Below are 19,167 nucleotides of genomic sequence, written 5' to 3'. Positions count from 1 at the left end.
CCCCGGGGCGCGGGGCGGCGGGCAAGCGGGGTCGCTCCGGTCCTCGTTCATGTGAAGACGTTCATGTGAAGACGATGAGGAGGGCGGCGGCCGTCGGCGGCAGCGCGGCCGGGCGCGGGCCGCAGCGCGGGCCCGATGGCGACCTCATCCATGTCCTCCCAGCTCAGAGCGGTGATCCCAAGCAGGAGAGTGGCGAATCGACATGATCGTGCACCCCCCGGCAGGGGGACGTTAGGCGGCGCCGGGTTAACGCGGCAGTGTCGCGAGCATGAACAGCTGAATGGTGTACATGACAATCAGATGGACAGTCGGTGCCCGGTCTGGACGAGATCTTCACCCAACTCTCAGGATCGCCAAGTCGATTAATGACCCGCGTGCGGTCCTGAGGGGGAACTGTGCCTGCCAACCGGAGAGTCGCCCGGAGACTGCTGGCCCGCCGGCTGTGCCGCAGCCGCTGGGGCATGGCCATCGGCATCCTCCTGGCGTCGCTCATCGCGGTCAGCTCGCTGGAGCTGTCCGGCACCGGCCTCCCGCTGTTCCCCGGCGACCCCGAGGGCCGCTCGGCGCCCGGTCAGCGCTGGGCCTCCGCCGACGGCAAGGACCACCTCGTCGGCGAGAACGACACCAACACCGAGGTCCCGAAGTCCCTGCGGGCCAAGTACCCGGTCAAGGGGGCGGAGCAGAGCCTCGCCGCGGCCGGGAAGAAGGCCCGCAACAAGGCCGAGCCGGTCGCCGCGCCGGCCACGGAGGTCACCGGCTTCGACGCCGCGCACAGCGAGGAACTGCCCGCCGAGCGCGACGGGTTCAGCCGCACCTACGCCAACGAGGACGGCACCCGCACCACCGAGGTCTCCCCGATGCCGGTCAACTACCGCGACGCGGACGGCGACTGGCGGCCCATCGACACGGAGCTGCGGGCCGACGGCGACGGCTGGCGCAACACCGCCGACGCGGTCGGCGTCCGCCTCGACCGGCGGGCCGACGCCGCACGCCTGGCCACCGTCGAACTCTCCGGCGGCCAGACCCTCTCGTACGGCCTGAGCGGCGCCGCCGCCGTCCAGGGCAGCGCCGAGGGCAGCGCCGTCACCTACCGGGACGTCCTCGCGGACACCGACCTGACGCTCGAGACGCAGGCCGGTGGCGTCAAGGAGACCCTCGTCCTGAACTCGGCCGACGCCCCGGCCACCTTCGACTTCCCGCTCGCCCTGGACGGGCTGACCGCCCGGCTCGCGGACGGCGCCGTCCAGCTCGTCGACGACAAGGGCCGGACCGCCGGAGTCATCCCCGCCGGGTTCATGGAGGACTCCGGGCACGGCGGCGAGCAGGGCGCCCCCGCCCGCTCCGAGGACGTGACCTACTCCCTCGTCGAGCGGGCCGACGGCGGACAGGCGCTGCGGGTGACCGCCGACGCCGGCTGGCTGGCCGACCCGGAGCGGGTCTTCCCGGTGAAGGTCGACCCCTCCGTGGACACCACCGACGCCTCGACCGGCGTGTACGTCAAGGACGGCAAGGACTCCGTCGTCGGCACCCAGGAACTCCAGGTCGGCAAGACCGCCGACGGGGCGACCGCCACCTACCTCGGCTTCCCCTCGCTGGACGAGGACCTCAAGCACCACAAGATCTTCGGCGCGCAGCTCCAGCTCACCAACTACGACGCCCCCTCCTGCAAGGCCCGCCCGGTGACGGTCCACCCGGTCACCGGGTCCTGGTCCGCGGGGACCGGCCTGGACTACCCCGGCCCCTCGGTCGGCGCCAGTCTCGCGTCGAAGTCCTTCGCCTACGGCTACATAGCCACCGGCAAGTCGAAGTCCGCCTGCCCCGCCGCCTCCGAGCTGTTCGACCTCGGCAAGTCCGGCCGCGACCTGGTCCAGCGCTGGGTCGACGGCACCCAGGCCAACTACGGCCTGTCGGTGCGCGCCTCCGCCTCCGACTCACTGGCCTGGAAGAGGTTCGCCGGCACCGGCACGGCCAACCCGCCCAAGCTGTACGTCACCCACTCGCCGTACAACGCGAGCTACTCCTTCACCCAGCCCGTCCCCGACCCGCCGGTGCTGCAGAACCAGGCCGGCCAGGTCAAGGTCGCCGTCACCAACAAGGGCGGACAGACCTGGACGCCCGGCTCGTACTACCTGGCCTACCGGGCCTACGACAAGAACGGCAAGCTGGTCACCCAGCAGCGCGCCGCCAACCTGACCAGCAACGTCGCCTACGGCGCCAAGACCACCTTCACCGCCACCATCAAGGCGCTCCCGCCGGGCGCCTACATGCTGGACTTCTCCATGGTGAGGTCCGGCGGCCCGGTCTTCACCGACGAGCAGGTCGCCCCCGGCCGGCTCTCCCTCCAGGTCTTCGACATCGCGCCCGTGGTGCAGGAGCAGTACCCGCCCAACGGCTACCAGGCGCAGACCCTCAGCCCGCAGCTCTGGGCCAGCGCCGTCGACATCGACGCGCCCGCCGGGCAGACCCTCCAGTACAAGTTCGAGGTCTGCGAGAAGGGCGACGACGACAAGCCCGTCGACTGCGTCACCTCCGCCTACCAGTCCAGCCCCGCCTACTCGGTGCCGGCCGGACAGCTCTCCTGGAACAAGACGTACCTGTGGCGCGGCTTCGCCAAGGACGCGAGCACCGAGGTGCCCACGGCGCAGATCGCGCTGCTCACCTCCGTCCCGCAGCCGGAGATCACCTCACGGCTGAGCGAGGGCCAGGACCGGGAGTTCGACCCGCAGGTCGGCAACTACGCCACCTCGGCCGTCGACGCATCCCTGGCCGGCGTCGGCCCGGACATGACGCTGGTACGCACCTACAACAGCCTCGACCCGCGCCGTGACCTGGCCTTCGGTGCCGGCTGGACCACCCGCTACGACATCCGGCTCACCCCCGACAACGACGGCACCGGCAACGTCGTCATCCGCTACCCGGACGGCCGCGACGTCCGCTTCGGCAAGAACCCCGACGGCTCCTACGCACCACCGCCCGGCCGGTTCGCCAAGCTCGTCCAGGAGGCCACCGCGGGCACCTGGACGCTCCAGGACAAGTCGGGGACCACGTACTCGTTCAGCAGCAGCGGTCTGCTCGTCAAGATCACCGACGCCACCTCCAACGTCGTCAACTACACCTACTCGGGGGGCAAGCTCGCCAAGGCCGAGAACCCGCGCAGCAAGCGCTCCCTGACCTTCACCTGGACCGGCAGCCACGTCACCCGGATCGTCACCAACGCGATCGACGGGTCCGCGCTCTCCTGGACCTACACCTACACCGGTGACGTCCTGGACCAGGTCTGCGACCCCACGGGCGGCTGCACCGGCTACACCTACACCGCCGGCAACCACTACGCGGCGGGCGTGCGCGACTCCCGCCCCGAGTCGTACTGGCGGCTCGGCGAGGAAGAGGGCACCACCGCCGACAGCGCCATCGAGGTCAACCTCGGCAAGGACCGCGGCACCTACGCCGACACCACCCTCGGCGGGACCGGCGCGATCACCGGCGACCCGTCCACCGCCGCCACCTTCAACGGCACCACCTCCCGGATCACGCTGCCCGGCGGCACCCTCAAGGCCAGCCGGGACGCGGCCGTCGAGGTCTGGTTCAAGACCATCGCCGGCGGACTCGGCGGCCCTCTCATCGGCTACCAGGACAAGGCGTGGGGCACCGCTCCCTCCACCGGCGTGCCCACCCTGTACGTCGGCACCGACGGCAAGCTGCGCGGCCAGTTCTGGGACGGCACCGCCCACCCGATGACCGCCACCAGCGTCAACGTCAACGACGGCAAGTGGCACCACGCGGTGCTCTCCGCGTCCGGCGCCACCCAGACCCTCTACCTGGACGGCAAGCAGGCCGCCACCCTGGCCGGCGGCCAGCTCCAGGAGCAGAACCTCACCTACAACCAGATCGGCGCGGCCCGCGCCAGCTCCCCGACGAGCTGGACCGGCTGGGGCAGCACCCAGGCCCGGTCCTTCGCGGGCTCCATCGACGAGGTCGCCGTCTACCACCACCCGCTGGGCTCCCAGGCGGTCTCCACCCACTACGCGCTGGGCACCAAGGCCGCCGACCTGCTCACCAGGACGACCCTGCCCAGCGGCCGCACCGGCGCCGAGGTCGCCTACGACACCGCCCGCGACCGGGTCAGCGAGTACACCGACGCCAACGGCGGCACCTGGGAGGTGGGCGCCCCCGCCGTCTTCGGCGACGAGAACGACCTGCGCCGCACCGTCGAGGTGCACGACCCGGTCGACCAGCCGTACTTCTACGAGTACGACGGCATGACCTCGCAGCTGCTGCGCTACGGCGAACCCCTGGGCCTGGGCACCCGCCAGTACGACGAGACCCCCTCGCCGTCCCCGTCCACCTCCGCGCCCACCGAGGTCTGCACGGAGCCGGACCCCGGCGACCCGATGTTCTGCACCACCCCGCCGGGCAACGACGACGGCAGCCCCGACTTCATCCGGCACCCCGTCGACGGCGTCGCGATCCGCAGCTACACCTACGACGACCGCGGCTACCAGACCGTCACCACCAGCGAGACCGGTGACTCCGTCACCGTCGGCTACGACGACCGCGGCAACGTCGACAGCCAGACCACCTGCCGGGCCAAGGGCGACTGCCACACGTCGTACACGACCTACCCGGCCGGCCTGGACGACATGGACCTGCGGGTCGACCTGCCCACCGAGACCCGTGACGCCCGCTCCACCAGCGCCACCGACAACCGCTACCTCACCACGTACAAGTACGACGACAACGGCAACCTGCTGACCCAGAAGAACCCGGACAGCGGCTCCGTCGTCAACACCTACACCACCGGCGTGGAACCGGCCCGCGACGGCGGCAACACCCCCACCGGTCTGCTGAAGACCAGCACCGACCCGCGCGGCGCCGTCACCCGCTACGCCTACTTCTACAGCGGTGACATCGCCGAGGTGACCGAGCCGTCCGGCCTCATCACCCGCTACACCTACGACGCCATCGGCCGGCGGATCAGCGAGACCGAGATCTCCGACAGCCAGCCGAACGGCGTCACCACCACCTATACCTACGACAAGCTGTCGCGTCTGGTCTCCTCCACCGACCCGCAGACCGGCGACGCCGTCACCGGCGCCCAGCACCAGCAGCGCACCACCAGCACCTACGACCCCGACGGCGTGGTCACGGCCACCGAGATCGACGACGTCGTCGGCGCCGACCTGCCGCGCTCGATGACGTACGAACTCGACGACCACGGCCGCCCGGTCCGGGTCACCGACGCCGAGGGCAACGAGACGTCCTACGGCTACGACCCGTTCGGCAACCAGACCTTCATGGTCGACGGCAACGGCAACCGCTTCGAGTACGCCTACACCGCGCGCAACATGATCGCCGAGGTGCGCCTGACCGACTGGGACGGCGACCCCGACGGCGCGGACGGCTCCGGCGAGGACCTCGTCATGCAGTCCTACGCCTACGACATGGCCGGCCGCCTCGCCCAGCACACCGACGCCATGGGCCGCACCCTGGAGTACCAGTACTACGGCGACGACCTGGTCAAGTCCATCACCCTCAAGGGCTTCCACAACGCCGACGGCACCACCCGCGACATCGTCGTGGAGGCCAACGAGTACGACGGCGCCGGCAACGTCACCAAGGAGACCACCGACAACGGGCAGAGCGTCACCAGGACGACCTACGACCCCGTCGGCCGCGTCGCCTCCACCATCACCGACCCCGACGGCCTGGCCCGCTCCACCACCTACAGCTACGACCAGGCCGGCAACGTCATCACGACGAAGAGCGGCGGCAACCCCTCCCACGTGCCGTGGCCGGTGAGCGCCACCCCCGAGCAGGTCGACTACAAGTACGACACCGCGGGCAACGCCGTCAGGGAGATCGTCACCAACGGCACCGAGACGCTGACCACGGCCTACGAGTACGACCAGCGCGGCCTGACGAAGTCCGTGACCGACCCCGCCGGGAACGTCACCGACTACGGCTACGACGCGCTGGGCCGCCAGATCTCCGTGCTGGCCCCCGCCGCCGACGCCGAGCAGAACGGCGGCGCCGCCACCAGCACCCGCGCGCTGAGCATCGTCGGCTACGACACCTACGGCGCCGCCACCTCCACCCAGGACCCGCTGGGCAACATCAGCCGCGCCGCGTACGACCGGCTGGGCCGGCAGACCACCGCCTCGTCGGCCGCGTACACCGCGCCCGGCACGAGCACCCCGGTCACCCCGACCACCAGGTACGAGTACGACGCGCTCGGCAACGTGGTGGCGGCCACCGACCCGCTCGACCAGGTCACCCGCTACGGCTACGACCGGCTGAACCGGGTCACCACCCGCGACGAGCCCACCGGTACCGGCGACGCCCGCGCCCAGTGGAAGTACAGCTACACCCGCACCGGCGAGGTCCTCTCCGTCACCGGCCCGACCGGCGCCCGCGCCGAGACCACCTACGACGACCTGGACCGCCCGGTCACCCAGACCCAGCTCGAACGCAAGCCGTACGACGACGCGTTCACCACCCGCTACACCTACGACGACGCGGGCAACGTCACCGAGCAGACCGACCCCAGCGGCGCCAAGTCGTCGTTCACCTACGACAGCCTCGGCCAGATCATCCGGATGACCGAGCCGAGCGGCACGGTCACCGAGTTCGGCTACGACCTGGCCGGCCGCGAGGTCCGCCGCGCCGACGGCCTCGGCCGCACCTCCGCGCTCCTGTACGACCAGGCGGGGCGCCTGGTCTCCGAGTCCGACCTGGCCCCGAACAGCAACCCGCTGCGCACCATCGGCTACGACTACGACGACGCGGGCAACCTGGTGGCGTCGACCGACCCGCTGGGCCACACCACCAGCTACGCCTACGACGCGCTGGGCCGGCTCACCGAGCAGACCGAGCCGGTCTCCGACACCGACTCCATCACCACGTCCTTCGGCTACGACGCGGCGGGCAACCGAACCCGCTACACCGACGGCCGATCCAACTCCACCACCTACACCTTCAACACCCTCGGCCTCGCCGAGTCGGTGATCGAACCGGCCACCGACGCCGACCCGGACGCCGCCGACCGCACCTGGACGACGTCCTACGACGCCGTCGGCCAGGCGGTCCGGGCGACCGCCCCGGGCGGTGTCACCCAGGACCGCGTCTACGACAACACCGGCCTGCTGGTGAAGGAGACCGGCACCGGCGCCGAGACCGCCACCGCCGACCGCTCCTACGGCTACGACGCGGCCGGCCGCCTCACCTCGGCCGCCACCCCCGACGGCGACAACACCTACAGCTACGACGACCGCGGCCTGCTGCTGTCGGCCGAGGGCCCCTCCGGTGAGGCGAGCTACGAGTACGACGACGACGGCCTGCTGACCAGCCGCACCGACGCCGCCGGCACGTCCCTGTTCACCTACACCAAGCAGCAGCTCAGCACCGCGCGGGACGCCCTGACCGGCACCAGCCAGGGTTACTCCTACGACACCTCCGGCACACTGCGGCAGGTCTCCTACGGCGCCGGACAGAGCCGCACCTACGGCTACGACGACCTCGGCCGCATCGACACCGACACCCTGGCCAACAGCAGCGGCCAGGCCGTCACCTCCATCGACTACGGCTACGACGACAACGACCACCTCACCTCGAAGAAGGTCACCGGCAGCAACGCGGCCGACAACACCTACGGCTACGACCAGGCCGGCCGCCTCACCTCCTGGACCGCCGGCGACGACACCACCGCCTACGCGTGGGACGACTCCGGCAACCGCGTCAAGGAGGGCGACAAGACCGCCGTCTACGACGAACGCAACCGCGTCCAGTCCGACGGCGACTACACCTACACCTACTCCGAGCGCGGCACCCTGGCCTCCCGGACCAGCTCCGGGCTGACCGAGGACTTCGCCTTCGACGCCTTCGACCGCCTGCTCCAGGCCGGCGACGTGTCGTACGACTACGACTCCCTGGACCGCGTCGACTCCCGCAACGGCACCGACTTCACCTACGCGGGCCTCAGCCCCGACCCGACCGGCGACGGCACGTCCGTCTACGGCCGCGGCCCGCTGGACGAGCTGATGTCGGTCTCGGAGAACGGCACCGCGCAACTCGTGCTGAGCGACTCCCACGGCGACGTGGTCGGCGACTTCGACGCGACCGACTCGGACCTGACGGAGCTGTCCGGCACGGAGACGTACAGCCCGTTCGGCGAGGAGGTGGAGTCCGACGAGACCACCACCGGCTCGGATGTCGCGGGCGAACTCGGCTACCAGGGCGACTACACCGACCCCGACACCGACCAGGTGAACATGGGGGCCCGCTGGTACAACTCGGACACCGGCACCTTCGACTCCCGCGACTCGGTGAACTACGCGGGCGGCGCCTCCATCCTCGCCAACCGCTACACCTACGGCGCGGGCGCACCGCTGGACTACGTCGACTCCGACGGCCACTGGCCCAGCTGCGGCTGGTGCAAGAAGGTCGCCTCCGGCGTGAAGAAGGTCGGCAGCGCCATCAAGCGTGGCGTCAAGAAGGTGGCCAGCAAGGTCAAGTCGGTCGTCAGGAGCGCGTGGCGGTTCGCTGTCTCCGCGGTGAAGGCGGTCGGCCGGGCCATCAGCAACGCGGCCAAGTGGGTCTACAACAAGGCCAAGTCCGCGGTGAAGTGGGTAGCGCAGAAGGTGTCGTCAGCCGTCAGCTGGGTGGCGAGCAAGGCATCGGCGGCGGCGAAGTCGGTGGCGGCGTGGGCCCGTGAGAAGGCGGCGGCGGCGAAGCGCGCGGCGGTGGCCCGTGCGAAGGCCATCACCGCGAAGGCCAAGCAGGCGGTCACCTACGCGATCCAGCACAGCCCGCTCCCCGAGATAGCGGCAGCGATCAAACCGCTGATCGCGGTGACGAAGGACATCGTGTCGGCGGCGGCGAACCTGCCGGCGCAGATCGTGGACACCGCCCGCAACGTCATCGCGGACGCGGCCCAGGCGGCGACCGACCTGCGCGACGCGGTGGTGGCGGCGGCCGGCGAGGTCGTGGAGACGGTGTCCGCCGCGGTGGAGGCCGCGACCGAATTCGCCCGCGCGGCGGCCCCCTACATCCGGGACGGCCTAAAGGCGGGCCTGGAGATCGCGGCTGAAGCCTCCGGTTTCAACGACTTCAAGAACTGCCTCACCAAGGGCGACATGGAGGCGTGCGCCTGGGCGGCGGCCACGGTGGCCGGTGTCGCCCTGGGCGGCGCGGGAGCGGGTGTGGTCCGCGCGGCCAAGGCCGGGCGGATGGCGTCCAAGGCGGCCAAGTACGGCGACAAGATCGCGGAAGCCGCGGACAAGCTGGACACGGCGGTGGAGTACACGTCCTGCGCGGTGGACGGGGCGAGCCTGGCGGCCTCGGCCAACAGCTTCACCGAAGGCACGCTGGTCCTGATGGCGGACGGCACCCGCAAACCCATCGAGGACGTCGAGGTAGGCGACTCGGTGAAGGCCAGCGACCCGACGACGGGCAAGTCGTCCTCGGAGCAGGTCACCGACACGATCACCGGCAAGGGCGAGAAGCACCTGGTGGCCCTGACGATCGACACGGACGGCGCGGCGGGCGACGCGACGGCGGTCCTGACCGCCACCGAGGGCCACCCCTTCTGGGTCCCCGACCTGAAGGAATGGCTCGACGCCGGCGACCTGAAGCCGGGCCAGTGGCTGAGCACGGGCTCGGGCACGAAGGTCGAACTGACGGCGGTCCGGGCATGGACCCAGGGCGCGACGGTCCACAACCTGACAGTCGACCGGGCCCACACGTTCTTCGTGGCGGCGGGGGCCGCGCCGGTCCTGGTCCACAACTGTCCTTCGGGTGGCGACAACGCCGCTGAAGCGATGGTACGTATGCGGCATTACACGAATGCCAAGGGCAAGAAGGGAATCCAGGAGAGCGGCATCATCAGGGCGAGCGACCAGAACAAGGTCTTCCTGGTCCCGGCGAAGGGGAAGCCGATGAGTCCTCGTGACGCCGAGTCCACGCTGGGAATCGGACGCGGCAGAGGCAACTATGTGCTCGAATTCGACGTTCCGGCCAGCCGAGTGCAATCGCGGTACAATTCAACGATGGGCATTACCGAATGGGTTGCCGACGGTGATCTCCCGGTCAAGAACATCCGAGTAAAAAGGTGAGAGGCGTGACGCGAAGCATTTCGGTGGAATTGGCGGGCTTCACTGGTCTGTTCCAAGATCTGGAGGAGTACGTAGTGTCTCTGGATCGGGTGCTGTCCCGTATTGGGGCAGGAGCAGATCCGCGCATACTCCTCGATTATGTGGTGGAGTACGGACTTCCGGCGCGACTCGCCCGAGCCCGACAGTTCGTGGGTGACTCCCTCGAAGAGGTCATCGGAGCGGAAGCCCTGGAGGAGATCGCCGAACAGGTCGAGGGGTACAGCGACAGGAAGTGACACAGCCGTGGAAGGCCCATCAGCGCGGAGCCGGTGGGCCTTTCGTCATTCTGTGCGTCGGACTTGAGTAGGACAACTTCATCGGTTTGTGGAACCGGTCGTCGGCGGGGCGGAGATCAAGGCTTGAGTGACTTGACGAAGACGGTGAAGGCCGTGACCGGGAAGGTGAGGGTGCGGGCGGGAAAGGCCGCCGTCTTTGAGTCGCGTATCGCTACGCGCGTGGGTGAGTTGGCTATCTCCACGCAGGCGTTACCGTCATCCGGACCCGAGTAGGAGGACTTGCGCCAGTTGTCCATGTCGTTCCTCACAGTTCTTTCACCAGTCGGTTGACGAAGTCACGCGACCGCTCGGGGCTCATCGATACGGCTTCCACCTTACGGAAACGAGTGCGGAACGCGCCCAGTTGCGCCTCACTGTCGATGAAGGCGGAGCCATGGGGTACGTCGCGTACCACTGTGTCCAGCTTGGCGACGGCCCCACCCGCGTAGGTCATGGCGCTGGTGGATCGGGCGAATCCGTCCAGGTCGAAGGGGACGACGCGCACGGTGATGCGGTCGGCCTCGGAAAGTTGCAACAGCGTGGTGAGCTGCGTCCGGGAAGCGGCGCGGTCGCTGACTCTGATCCGCAAGGCGGCCTCGTGAATGACCAACTCGTACGGGCTAGTGATGCACTGGCGCCTCAAACGGTGCTGCACACGTAGTTCAAGTTCCGTGGGCGTCAGTTCGGGCACCCGCGACGAGAAGACGGCGCGGGCGTACTCCTCCGTCTGCAACAGACCGGGAACGCACAGAAGCGCCACCTCGCGCTGGAATGTGGCGTTCTGCTCCAGTTCGGCGAGGTCCAGGAAAGGCGTGGGCAGCAGGCCCCGGTACTCCTCCCACCAGCCGGGCGTCCGGTCCGTGGCCATGGCGACCAGGGAGGTGACGAACTCCTCGTCGGTGCAGGAGTAATGGGAGGCGAGGCGGCGCAGTCGCTCCTCGCTCACGCCCGCGAAACCGCCTTCGATCTGGCTGATCTGGACCCTGTTCGCTCCCAGCAGCGCCGCTGCCTCGATGGTCGTGAGCCCCGCTGCTTCGCGGAGTCGGCGCAATTCGACGCCCAAACGCATCTGGCGTGCCGTTGGTTCACGCCGCAGGACCATGGTCGCTCCTTGGTGCAGCTCGTTCGGGGTCACGTTACGCGATCAGCTTGCCACGTATTACACGCAAGCCCTACCGTCGGTGACGCGAAGCACACTCTGTGGAACGCCGGGGTGCCGGAAGCGCACCGCTCCGTCCTGCCATGGCGGGCGCGGCAATGACACCGACCGCCCCTCTCCTTTCCCACCGCACACCTGGAGCCGCCGCATGCCCGAAACCGCCCCCTGGGAGTACACCCTGTACATCCCGAACGACCTTCGCGCCGTCACCGTCAGCCGCCGCACGCTCCGCCTGATCCTCACCGTCCACGGTCTGATCCGCCTCGTCGACACCGCCGAACTGCTCGCGGCGGAGCTGATCTGCAACGCCGTACGGCACACCAAGGGCCCCGCGGCCCTCCGCCTGCGCTGGGCCGGCGGAGTGCTGCGGATCGGCGCATGGGACGCCGACCCCGAGCCGCCCGTACCGCCCCCAGGAGGCGAGGGCGACACCGGTGACTCGGAGGACGGCCGGGGTCTGATCCTCGTACGGGCCTGCGCCGACCTGTGGGGCTGGCAGCCGCTGGCCGAAGGAGGCAACCGGGGCAAACTCGTCTGGTGTGAGCTGGCGGCGGTCTGACGCAGTCTCCGGCCGGACAGCCGGGGCCGAACGTTCCCAGCCTCGCGCCGCCCACGCGTCGGCTTCATGAGCCGCGACGCGCGCGGCGGTGCCCGAAGTCCCGGTGAATCGTTGGTCGAATGGGTTGGCCCCAGCCGGTCCACTGCCTACCATCGATCACCGCAAGACTTTGTGCACCGTCGCACAAGCTCTCCAACGGGAGGTCTCCTTGCACCGCCGCCGTCGCACCGCGCTCCTCCTCACCGCCGCGATCGCCGCGGCGGCCCCCCTCCTCACCGCCTGCGGGAACGACGCCCACCCCGGCGCGGCAGCCGTCGTCGACGGCGAGCGGATCACCGTGGCGCAGCTGGAGGAGCGGGTCGGTGAGGTACGCGCGGCCCAGCGCGCGGCCGTCCCCGACGAGACGCAGTACGCGCAGGCCATCGCCAGGACCGGCGGTCTCACCCGCGACACCCTGCAGAGCATGGTTCTCGACCGCGTGCTGCACCGCGCCGCCGCCGACGCCGGGGTCGGCGTCACGCGCAAGGAGATCCAGGGCATGCGCAGCGGCCTGGAGCAGCAGGCCGGCGGCGCGAAGGAGCTGGAGACGGTCTGGCTCCAGCAGTACGGCATCGCCCCCGAGCGCCTCGACGACAACCTCCGCCTCCAGATCGAGGCCCAGAAGCTCGCCGAGCACCTCGGCACGGACACCGGGCAGCCCGCCTTCTGGAAGAACCTGTCGGAGACCTCCAAGAGGATGGGCGTCGACCTCAACCCGCGCTACGGCACCTGGGACGTGGAGAAGAGCATCCGCACCGACGCGAAGACCCCCTGGGTGCGCGAGGTCACGACCGAGAACGGCGAGGACGCCGCGGCATAGCGGTCGCGAACCCCTGCCGGACGCCGTGCGTTACGTTCGAACGGTGAACGCAACCAGCCCCGAAGCCCCCACCGGGACCGGCGGCCCCGCCGGTCAGGGCCGTCTCGTCCTGCTCACCACCAGCCACCGGGTCGCACCGGGCCTGCTGTCCTGGCCGGCCTGGCAGGCCCTGCGCACCGCCGACCGGGTGCTCTGCGCGGACGGCGCCCACCCCCAGCTGCCCTACCTCAGGGACGCGGGGATCGGCGTGGAGGAGACCGTCCCGGCCGCCGCCGACCTGGTCGACGCCTGCGCGGGCGGGCACACGGTCGTCGTCGTGGCGACCGGCGAGGGCGAACCGGCCCTCACCGACGGGCTGGCCCGCCTCGCCGGCTCCGGCCGCGTCGACATGCCGGAGCTGGAACTGCTGCCCGCCTCCTACGACCTGCCGGGCGCCCGCCTCCTCGACCTCGTGCAGGTCATGGACCGCATCCGCGCCGAGTGCCCGTGGTCCTCGCAGCGGACCCACAAGGGCCTGGCGAAGTACGCGATCGAAGAGGCGTACGAGCTGGTCGAGGCCATCGAGGACGGCGACCGCGACGACCTCCGCGAGGAACTGGGCGACGTCCTGCTCCAGGTCGTCTTCCACTCGCGGATCGCGGAGGACGACCCAGACGCGCCCTTCTCCGTCGACGACGTCGCCGGGACCATCGTCGACAAGCTGGTCCACCGCCACCCGCACGTCTTCGGGGACGCCGTCGTCACCACCCCGGAGGAGGTCCGTGAGCAGTGGCTGCGCACGAAGCAGGTCGAGAAGCGGCGTACCTCCGTCACGGAGGGCGTCCCGCTCGGCCAGCCCGGACTCGCGCTCGCCGCGAAGCTCGCCTCCCGGGTGCGCTCAGCCGGACTCGACACCCCGCTGCCCCGGGGCGAGGGCCTCGGCTACGAGCTGCTGGCCCTGGCCGTCCGCGCGGAGGCCGAGGGCGTCGACCCGGAGACCGCCCTGCACGCCGCCGCCCGCACCTACCGCGACGCCATCCGTGAGACGGAGCGGAAGAAGGAAAACGGGGCGGCGGCTGCGGCCGACGCCGGCTGACGCGCCCCGGTTACGGTCGTGAGGTGAACGACCACACCACGCACCTCAGCACCACCATCCCCAGCACCCCCGCTCCGGAACTGTTCACCTGGGAGTTCGCGAGCGACCCCTACCCCGCCTACGCCTGGCTGCGGGAGCACGCCCCCGTGCACCGCACCCGGCTGCCCAGCGGGGTTCAGGCGTGGCTGGTCACCCGGTACGCCGACGCGCGGCAGGCCCTCGCCGACCCCAGGCTGTCCAAGAACCCCGCCCACCACGCCGGGGACGCGCACGCCAAGGGCCGGACCGGTATCCCGGGCGAGCGCAAGGCCGAGCTGATGACGCACCTGCTCAACATCGACCCGCCGGACCACACCCGGCTGCGGCGGCTGGTCAGCAAGGCGTTCACCCCGGGCCGTGTCGCCGAGTTCGCGCCCCGCGTGCAGGAACTGGCCGACGGCCTCATCGACTCCTTCGCCGGGCGCGGCGAGGCCGACCTCATCCACGAGTTCGCCTTCCCCCTCCCCATCTACGCCATCTGCGACCTGCTCGGCGTCCCGCGCGAGGACCAGGACGACTTCCGGGACTGGGCGGGGATGATGATCCGGCACGGCGGGGGGCCGCGCGGCGGGGTCGCGCGGTCGGTGAAGAAGATGCGCGGCTACCTCGCCGACCTCATCCACCGCAAGCGCTCCGACCCCGGCGACGACCTGATCTCGGGTCTGATCCGCGCCTCCGACCACGGCGAGCACCTCACCGAGAACGAGGCCGCCGCGATGGCCTTCATCCTTCTCTTCGCCGGGTTCGAGACCACCGTCAACCTCATCGGGAACGGGATGTACGCCCTGCTCACCCACCCCGGGCAGCGGACCCGCCTCCAGGAGTCCCTGGCCGCCGGCGAGGACGGCCTGCTGGCGACCGGCGTCGAGGAACTCCTCCGCTTCGACGGCCCCGTGGAGCTGGCCACCTGGCGGTTCGCGACCCGGCCGCTCACCCTCGGCGGCGAGGACATCGCCCCCGGCGACCCGGTCCTCGTCGTCCTCGCCGCCGCCGACCGCGACCCGGAGCGGTTCACGGAGCCGGACACGCTGGACCTGAGCCGCCGGGACAACCAGCACCTCGGCTACGGCCACGGCATCCACTACTGCCTGGGCGCCCCGCTCGCCCGCCTGGAGGGCCGGACCGCGCTCGCCACGCTCCTGACCCGGCTGCCGGACCTGAGCCTCGCCGCCGACCCGGCGGAACTCCGCTGGCGCGGCGGCCTCATCATGCGCGGACTGCGCACGCTGCCGGTCTCCTTCACCCCGGTCTCGTGACGCCGGCCCGAAGGGGCCGTCGCAGCCGCAAAGGTGACACGCGCTCAGCTCCGTGATCTCCATGTGATCTGCACGGCATGAACTTGTGATGAGTGATCGTATGCCTATACGTTCACGGATCAGCGCGGCGCTGATCACCAACCGCCGTGCGGGCCCTGCTGTCTCGCGAAAGGTCTCCGCATGCTCTCCGGGAACGGTCGTCACCGCCGCCCCCGCCAGGCCCCTGCCCTGGTCGTCGCCGCCGGAGTCACCGGCTCCGCCATCGCGATCCCGCTCCTCGGGGCCACCGGCGCCAACGCGGCCGACGGTACGACCTGGGACCGTGTCGCCGAGTGCGAGACCGGCGGCGCCTGGAGCCAGAACGACGGCAACGGCTACTACGGCGGTTTGCAGTTGTCGCAGAAACAGTGGGAGCAGTACGGCGGTCTCGCCTACGCCTCCAGCGCCGACCAGGCGAGCCGCGCCCAGCAGATCCGCGTCGCCGAGAAGGTGCTGGCGGCCGAGGGCGTCGCCACCTGGCCGACCTGCGGCCTGCTCAGCGGCCTGAACACCGGTTCGTCCGGCTCGACGGCATCGGACACCGAATCGGACAGTTCGTCTTCTTCGTCCGATGGGTCCGCTTCTTCGGACGGCACGGACAGCGAGGGCGACGCGAAGGCGACGGAGTCCGACGATGCCGCGACCGACTCCGACGAGGACGCCGGCGCCTCGGCGTCGCCGTCCGCCTCGGCCTCGTCCGACGCGTCGGACGAGAGTGACGAATCGTCCAAGTCCGGCAAGTCGTCCGATTCCGACGAGCCGACCGACGCCGCGACCGGCTCGGCCACCACCAAGCGCGACGACGCCGACAGCCTCGAAGAGGCCGGCGGCATCTCGAACCTGACCGAGACGCCCGCCCCCGGCTCCGGCCGGCACCGCGGCGGCAGCGCCGACGGCGAGGCGGCGGACGGCCGTTCGGGCTCCTCCTCGGGCCGGCACGCCTCGCGCGGCGACGACGAGGCGCGCGTCGCGGCCGACGGCACCTACACGGTGCGCACCGGCGACAGCCTCTGCGCCATCGCCGACTCCCTTGAGCTCGACGGGGGATGGCGCTCGCTCTACGCGGAGAACAAGGATGTCGTCGGTCTCGATCCCGACCTCATCCTTCCCGGTCAGAAGCTTGCGCTTACGGCCGAACCGGTCGAACCGGTCGAAAGTGAGCGGTAGTTCGCGTCACGGTTCGGGCTGAATGTCCGTAATAAACGCCGTGAGAGATAGGTCTCAGAAGCCCTGATCGTCTTTGTAAATCCGTGTGGCGCGTGTCTACGGTCGTCACCGCTCGCCATCGCGGGCCCCGGCCGCCGCAACGCCGAATCCTGCCAGCGGCTGCCCGGGAACAGTCGTCGCGTCAAGCGCCGCAGGCAGGAGCGGGGGACCCAAGGTAAGTGCCGCGCCGGGCAGTTGAGCCGGAGCGGCTAGGGGTGAAGCCGTGTCAGCGCGTCATACGCGGATGACACGGCCGGGCAACCGAACCGGCCCGAACCCGACAGCTCACCTCGTAGGCGTCGGTGAGGGGATCTCCATGCTGTTTTCCAGCAAGGGCAAGCACCGTCGTCCTTCCAAGGCCACCCGGGCCATCGCCGTCGCGGGAGTCGCCGGTGCCGCCGTCGCCGCCCCGCTGATGGCGGCCGGCAACGCCTCCGCCGCCACCTCCGCCGAGTGGGACACCGTCGCCCAGTGCGAGTCCGGCGGCAACTGGTCCATCAACACCGGCAACGGCTACTACGGCGGTCTGCAGTTCTCCGCCTCCACCTGGGCGGCGTACGGCGGCACGCAGTACGCCTCCACCGCCGACCAGGCCAGCAAGGACCAGCAGATACAGGTCGCCGAGAAGGTCCTCGCCGCCCAGGGCAAGGGTGCCTGGCCGAGCTGCGGAACGGGCCTGTCCAGCGCCGGCTACACCGGCGGCGGCTCCTCCGACGAGGGCCAGAGCAGCGGTTCGCAGGAGCAGAGCACGGGCTCCACCGGCTCCACCGGATCGACCGGTTCCACGGGCGCCACCGAGGACCGCTCCGCCGAGCAGCCCGCCTCCCGCTCGCAGGAGCGCCCGGCGGCCGAGCAGAAGGCCGAGAAGAAGACGGTCACCACGCCGACCGGCAAGAAGGTCGAGAAGGGCGACGGCGAGTACAAGGTGGTCAAGGGCGACACCCTCAGCTCCATCGCCGCCGAGCACGACGTCAAGGGCGGCTGGTCGAAGCTGTTCGACCTGAACGACGACATCGTCGACGAGGCCGACCTCATCTACCCGGGCCAGCAGCTCCACCTGAGCTGACGGTCCCGTCAGACCCCCCGCCCCGGCGCGTGTTCCCCCGTACGCGCCGGGGCGGGGTCATGTCCGGTTCCCGGAGCGCTTTTGTTCCGTTCGGAAACAATTTACTCTCGGTTCTGTCCAACGGGTGGGTGACCGGCTGGCCGATCGCCCGGAGCCGGTTAGGCTCGGACCCGCAGAGCCGCTGCGTGCCGCAGACCCGTGGCACACAGATGCGTCACACAGAAGCGTCACACTGAAGAAGGAGATGCTCGTGCCGTCCATCGACGTCGTCGTAGCCCGGGAAATCCTGGACTCCCGAGGCAACCCCACGGTCGAGGTCGAGGTCGGCCTCGACGACGGCAGCACGGGTCGTGCCGCCGTTCCGTCCGGTGCCTCCACCGGTGCCTTCGAGGCCATCGAGCTCCGTGACGGCGACACCAACCGCTACCTCGGCAAGGGTGTCGAGAAGGCCGTCCTCGCCGTCATCGAGCAGATCGGCCCGGAGCTGGTCGGCTACGACGCCACCGAGCAGCGTCTGATCGACCAGGCCATGTTCGACCTGGACGCCACCGACAACAAGGGCTCGCTCGGCGCCAACGCCATCCTGGGCGTCTCCCTGGCCGTCGCGCACGCCGCCTCCGAGGCGTCCGACCTGCCGCTCTTCCGCTACCTGGGCGGCCCGAACGCGCACCTGCTGCCCGTTCCGATGATGAACATCCTGAACGGCGGCTCGCACGCCGACTCCAACGTGGACATCCAGGAGTTCATGATCGCCCCGATCGGCGCGGAGTCCTTCTCCGAGGCGCTGCGCTGGGGCGCCGAGGTCTACCACACGCTGAAGAAGGTGCTGAAGACCAAGGGCCTGTCCACCGGTCTCGGCGACGAGGGCGGCTTCGCCCCGAACCTGGACTCCAACCGCGCCGCCCTCGACCTCATCCTCGAAGCGATCAAGGAAGCCGGTTACACCCCCGGCGAGCAGATCGCCCTCGCCCTGGACGTCGCCGCCTCCGAGTTCTACAAGGACGGCGTCTACTCCTTCGAGGGCAAGGACCGCACCGCCGCCGAGATGACGGACTACTACGCGGAGCTCGTCGACGCGTACCCGCTCGTCTCCATCGAGGACCCGCTGTTCGAGGACGACTGGGACGGCTGGAAGACCATCACCGAGCGCCTCGGCGACAAGGTCCAGCTCGTCGGCGACGACCTGTTCGTCACCAACCCCGAGCGCCTCGCCCGCGGCATCGAGGAGGGCGCCGCCAACGCGCTGCTCGTCAAGGTCAACCAGATCGGTTCGCTGACCGAGACCCTGGACGCCGTCGAGCTGGCCCAGCGCAACGGCTTCAAGTGCATGATGTCCCACCGCTCCGGCGAGACCGAGGACGTCACCATCGCCGACCTCGCCGTCGCCACCAACTGCGGCCAGATCAAGACCGGCGCCCCGGCCCGCTCCGAGCGCGTCGCCAAGTACAACCAGCTGCTGCGCATCGAGGAGATCCTCGACGACGCC

General features: G+C 70.3%; 11 protein-coding genes and 1 riboswitch. Of the genes, 9 read left to right on the top strand and 2 right to left on the bottom strand.

Annotated elements, in window-relative coordinates:
- The first annotated feature begins 461 nt into the window (after positions 1 to 461).
- Both UW392_RS36310 and UW392_RS36305 read left to right on the top strand, forming a co-directional pair.
- The gene (locus UW392_RS36310; RefSeq protein WP_320779474.1) at positions 462 to 10,109 is read left to right on the top strand and encodes an HYD1 signature containing ADP-ribosyltransferase family protein; all 9,648 of its coding nucleotides are present in this window, start codon (positions 462 to 464) and stop codon (positions 10,107 to 10,109) included.
- A 5-nt stretch (positions 10,110 to 10,114) separates the two neighbouring features.
- On the top strand, positions 10,115 to 10,384 hold the full coding sequence (locus UW392_RS36305) for a hypothetical protein (RefSeq protein WP_320779473.1): 270 nt from the start codon (positions 10,115 to 10,117) through the stop codon (positions 10,382 to 10,384).
- 116 nt (positions 10,385 to 10,500) lie between these two features.
- Here the strand turns inward: UW392_RS36305 and UW392_RS36300 are convergent, their stop codons facing one another.
- A complete protein-coding gene (locus tag UW392_RS36300) occupies positions 10,501 to 10,680 on the bottom strand; it encodes a DUF397 domain-containing protein (protein WP_320779472.1) in 180 nt (59 codons plus the stop codon).
- 8 nt (positions 10,681 to 10,688) lie between these two features.
- Positions 10,689 to 11,525 (bottom strand): helix-turn-helix transcriptional regulator, encoded by an 837-nt coding sequence (locus UW392_RS36295; RefSeq protein WP_320779471.1) that lies wholly within the window; start codon positions 11,523 to 11,525, stop codon positions 10,689 to 10,691.
- Between the two features lie 205 nt (positions 11,526 to 11,730).
- On the opposite strand from UW392_RS36295, the gene UW392_RS36290 reads away from it, so the two are divergent.
- The 7 genes from UW392_RS36290 to eno form a co-directional block, all read left to right on the top strand.
- On the top strand, positions 11,731 to 12,141 hold the full coding sequence (locus tag UW392_RS36290) for an ATP-binding protein (RefSeq protein WP_320779470.1): 411 nt from the start codon (positions 11,731 to 11,733) through the stop codon (positions 12,139 to 12,141).
- A gap of 208 nt (positions 12,142 to 12,349) precedes the next feature.
- A complete protein-coding gene (locus tag UW392_RS36285) occupies positions 12,350 to 13,000 on the top strand; it encodes a SurA N-terminal domain-containing protein (RefSeq protein WP_320779469.1) in 651 nt (216 codons plus the stop codon).
- Between the two features lie 43 nt (positions 13,001 to 13,043).
- On the top strand, positions 13,044 to 14,075 hold the full coding sequence (locus UW392_RS36280; RefSeq protein ID WP_320779468.1) for a nucleoside triphosphate pyrophosphohydrolase: 1,032 nt from the start codon (positions 13,044 to 13,046) through the stop codon (positions 14,073 to 14,075).
- A gap of 23 nt (positions 14,076 to 14,098) precedes the next feature.
- Entirely contained in the window at positions 14,099 to 15,370 is a 1,272-nt protein-coding gene (locus UW392_RS36275; RefSeq protein WP_320779467.1) for a cytochrome P450, read from the top strand.
- 180 nt (positions 15,371 to 15,550) lie between these two features.
- Entirely contained in the window at positions 15,551 to 16,576 is a 1,026-nt protein-coding gene (locus UW392_RS36270; RefSeq protein WP_320779466.1) for a transglycosylase family protein, read from the top strand.
- A gap of 176 nt (positions 16,577 to 16,752) precedes the next feature.
- Positions 16,753 to 16,929: riboswitch (cyclic di-AMP (ydaO/yuaA leader) on the top strand.
- A gap of 2 nt (positions 16,930 to 16,931) precedes the next feature.
- Positions 16,932 to 17,681: a transglycosylase family protein gene (locus UW392_RS36265; RefSeq protein ID WP_320779465.1), complete on the top strand. Its 750-nt coding sequence runs from the start codon at positions 16,932 to 16,934 to the stop codon at positions 17,679 to 17,681.
- Positions 17,682 to 17,931: 250 nt separating this feature from the next.
- The coding region (gene eno, locus UW392_RS36260) for a phosphopyruvate hydratase (RefSeq protein WP_320779464.1) at positions 17,932 to 19,167 on the top strand (1,236 nt) is incomplete at its 3' end.

It is taken from the genome of Streptomyces sp. CRN 30 (assembly GCF_034105845.1).
The sequence above is the reverse complement of the archived record's forward strand: the minus strand, read 5'-3'. Positions and strand labels throughout refer to the sequence as shown.

Excerpts from the sequence above, each read along its gene's own strand:
- UW392_RS36265 (WP_320779465.1), top strand. The coding sequence starts at position 16,932 with ATGCTGTTTTCCAGCAAGGGCAAGCACCGTCGTCCTTCCAAGGCCACC.
- UW392_RS36310 (WP_320779474.1), top strand. The coding sequence starts at position 462 with ATGGCCATCGGCATCCTCCTGGCGTCGCTCATCGCGGTCAGCTCGCTG.
- UW392_RS36300 (WP_320779472.1), bottom strand. The coding sequence starts at position 10,680 with ATGGACAACTGGCGCAAGTCCTCCTACTCGGGTCCGGATGACGGTAAC.
- UW392_RS36290 (WP_320779470.1), top strand. The coding sequence starts at position 11,731 with ATGCCCGAAACCGCCCCCTGGGAGTACACCCTGTACATCCCGAACGAC.
- UW392_RS36295 (WP_320779471.1), bottom strand. The coding sequence starts at position 11,525 with ATGGTCCTGCGGCGTGAACCAACGGCACGCCAGATGCGTTTGGGCGTC.
- UW392_RS36270 (WP_320779466.1), top strand. The coding sequence starts at position 15,551 with ATGCTCTCCGGGAACGGTCGTCACCGCCGCCCCCGCCAGGCCCCTGCC.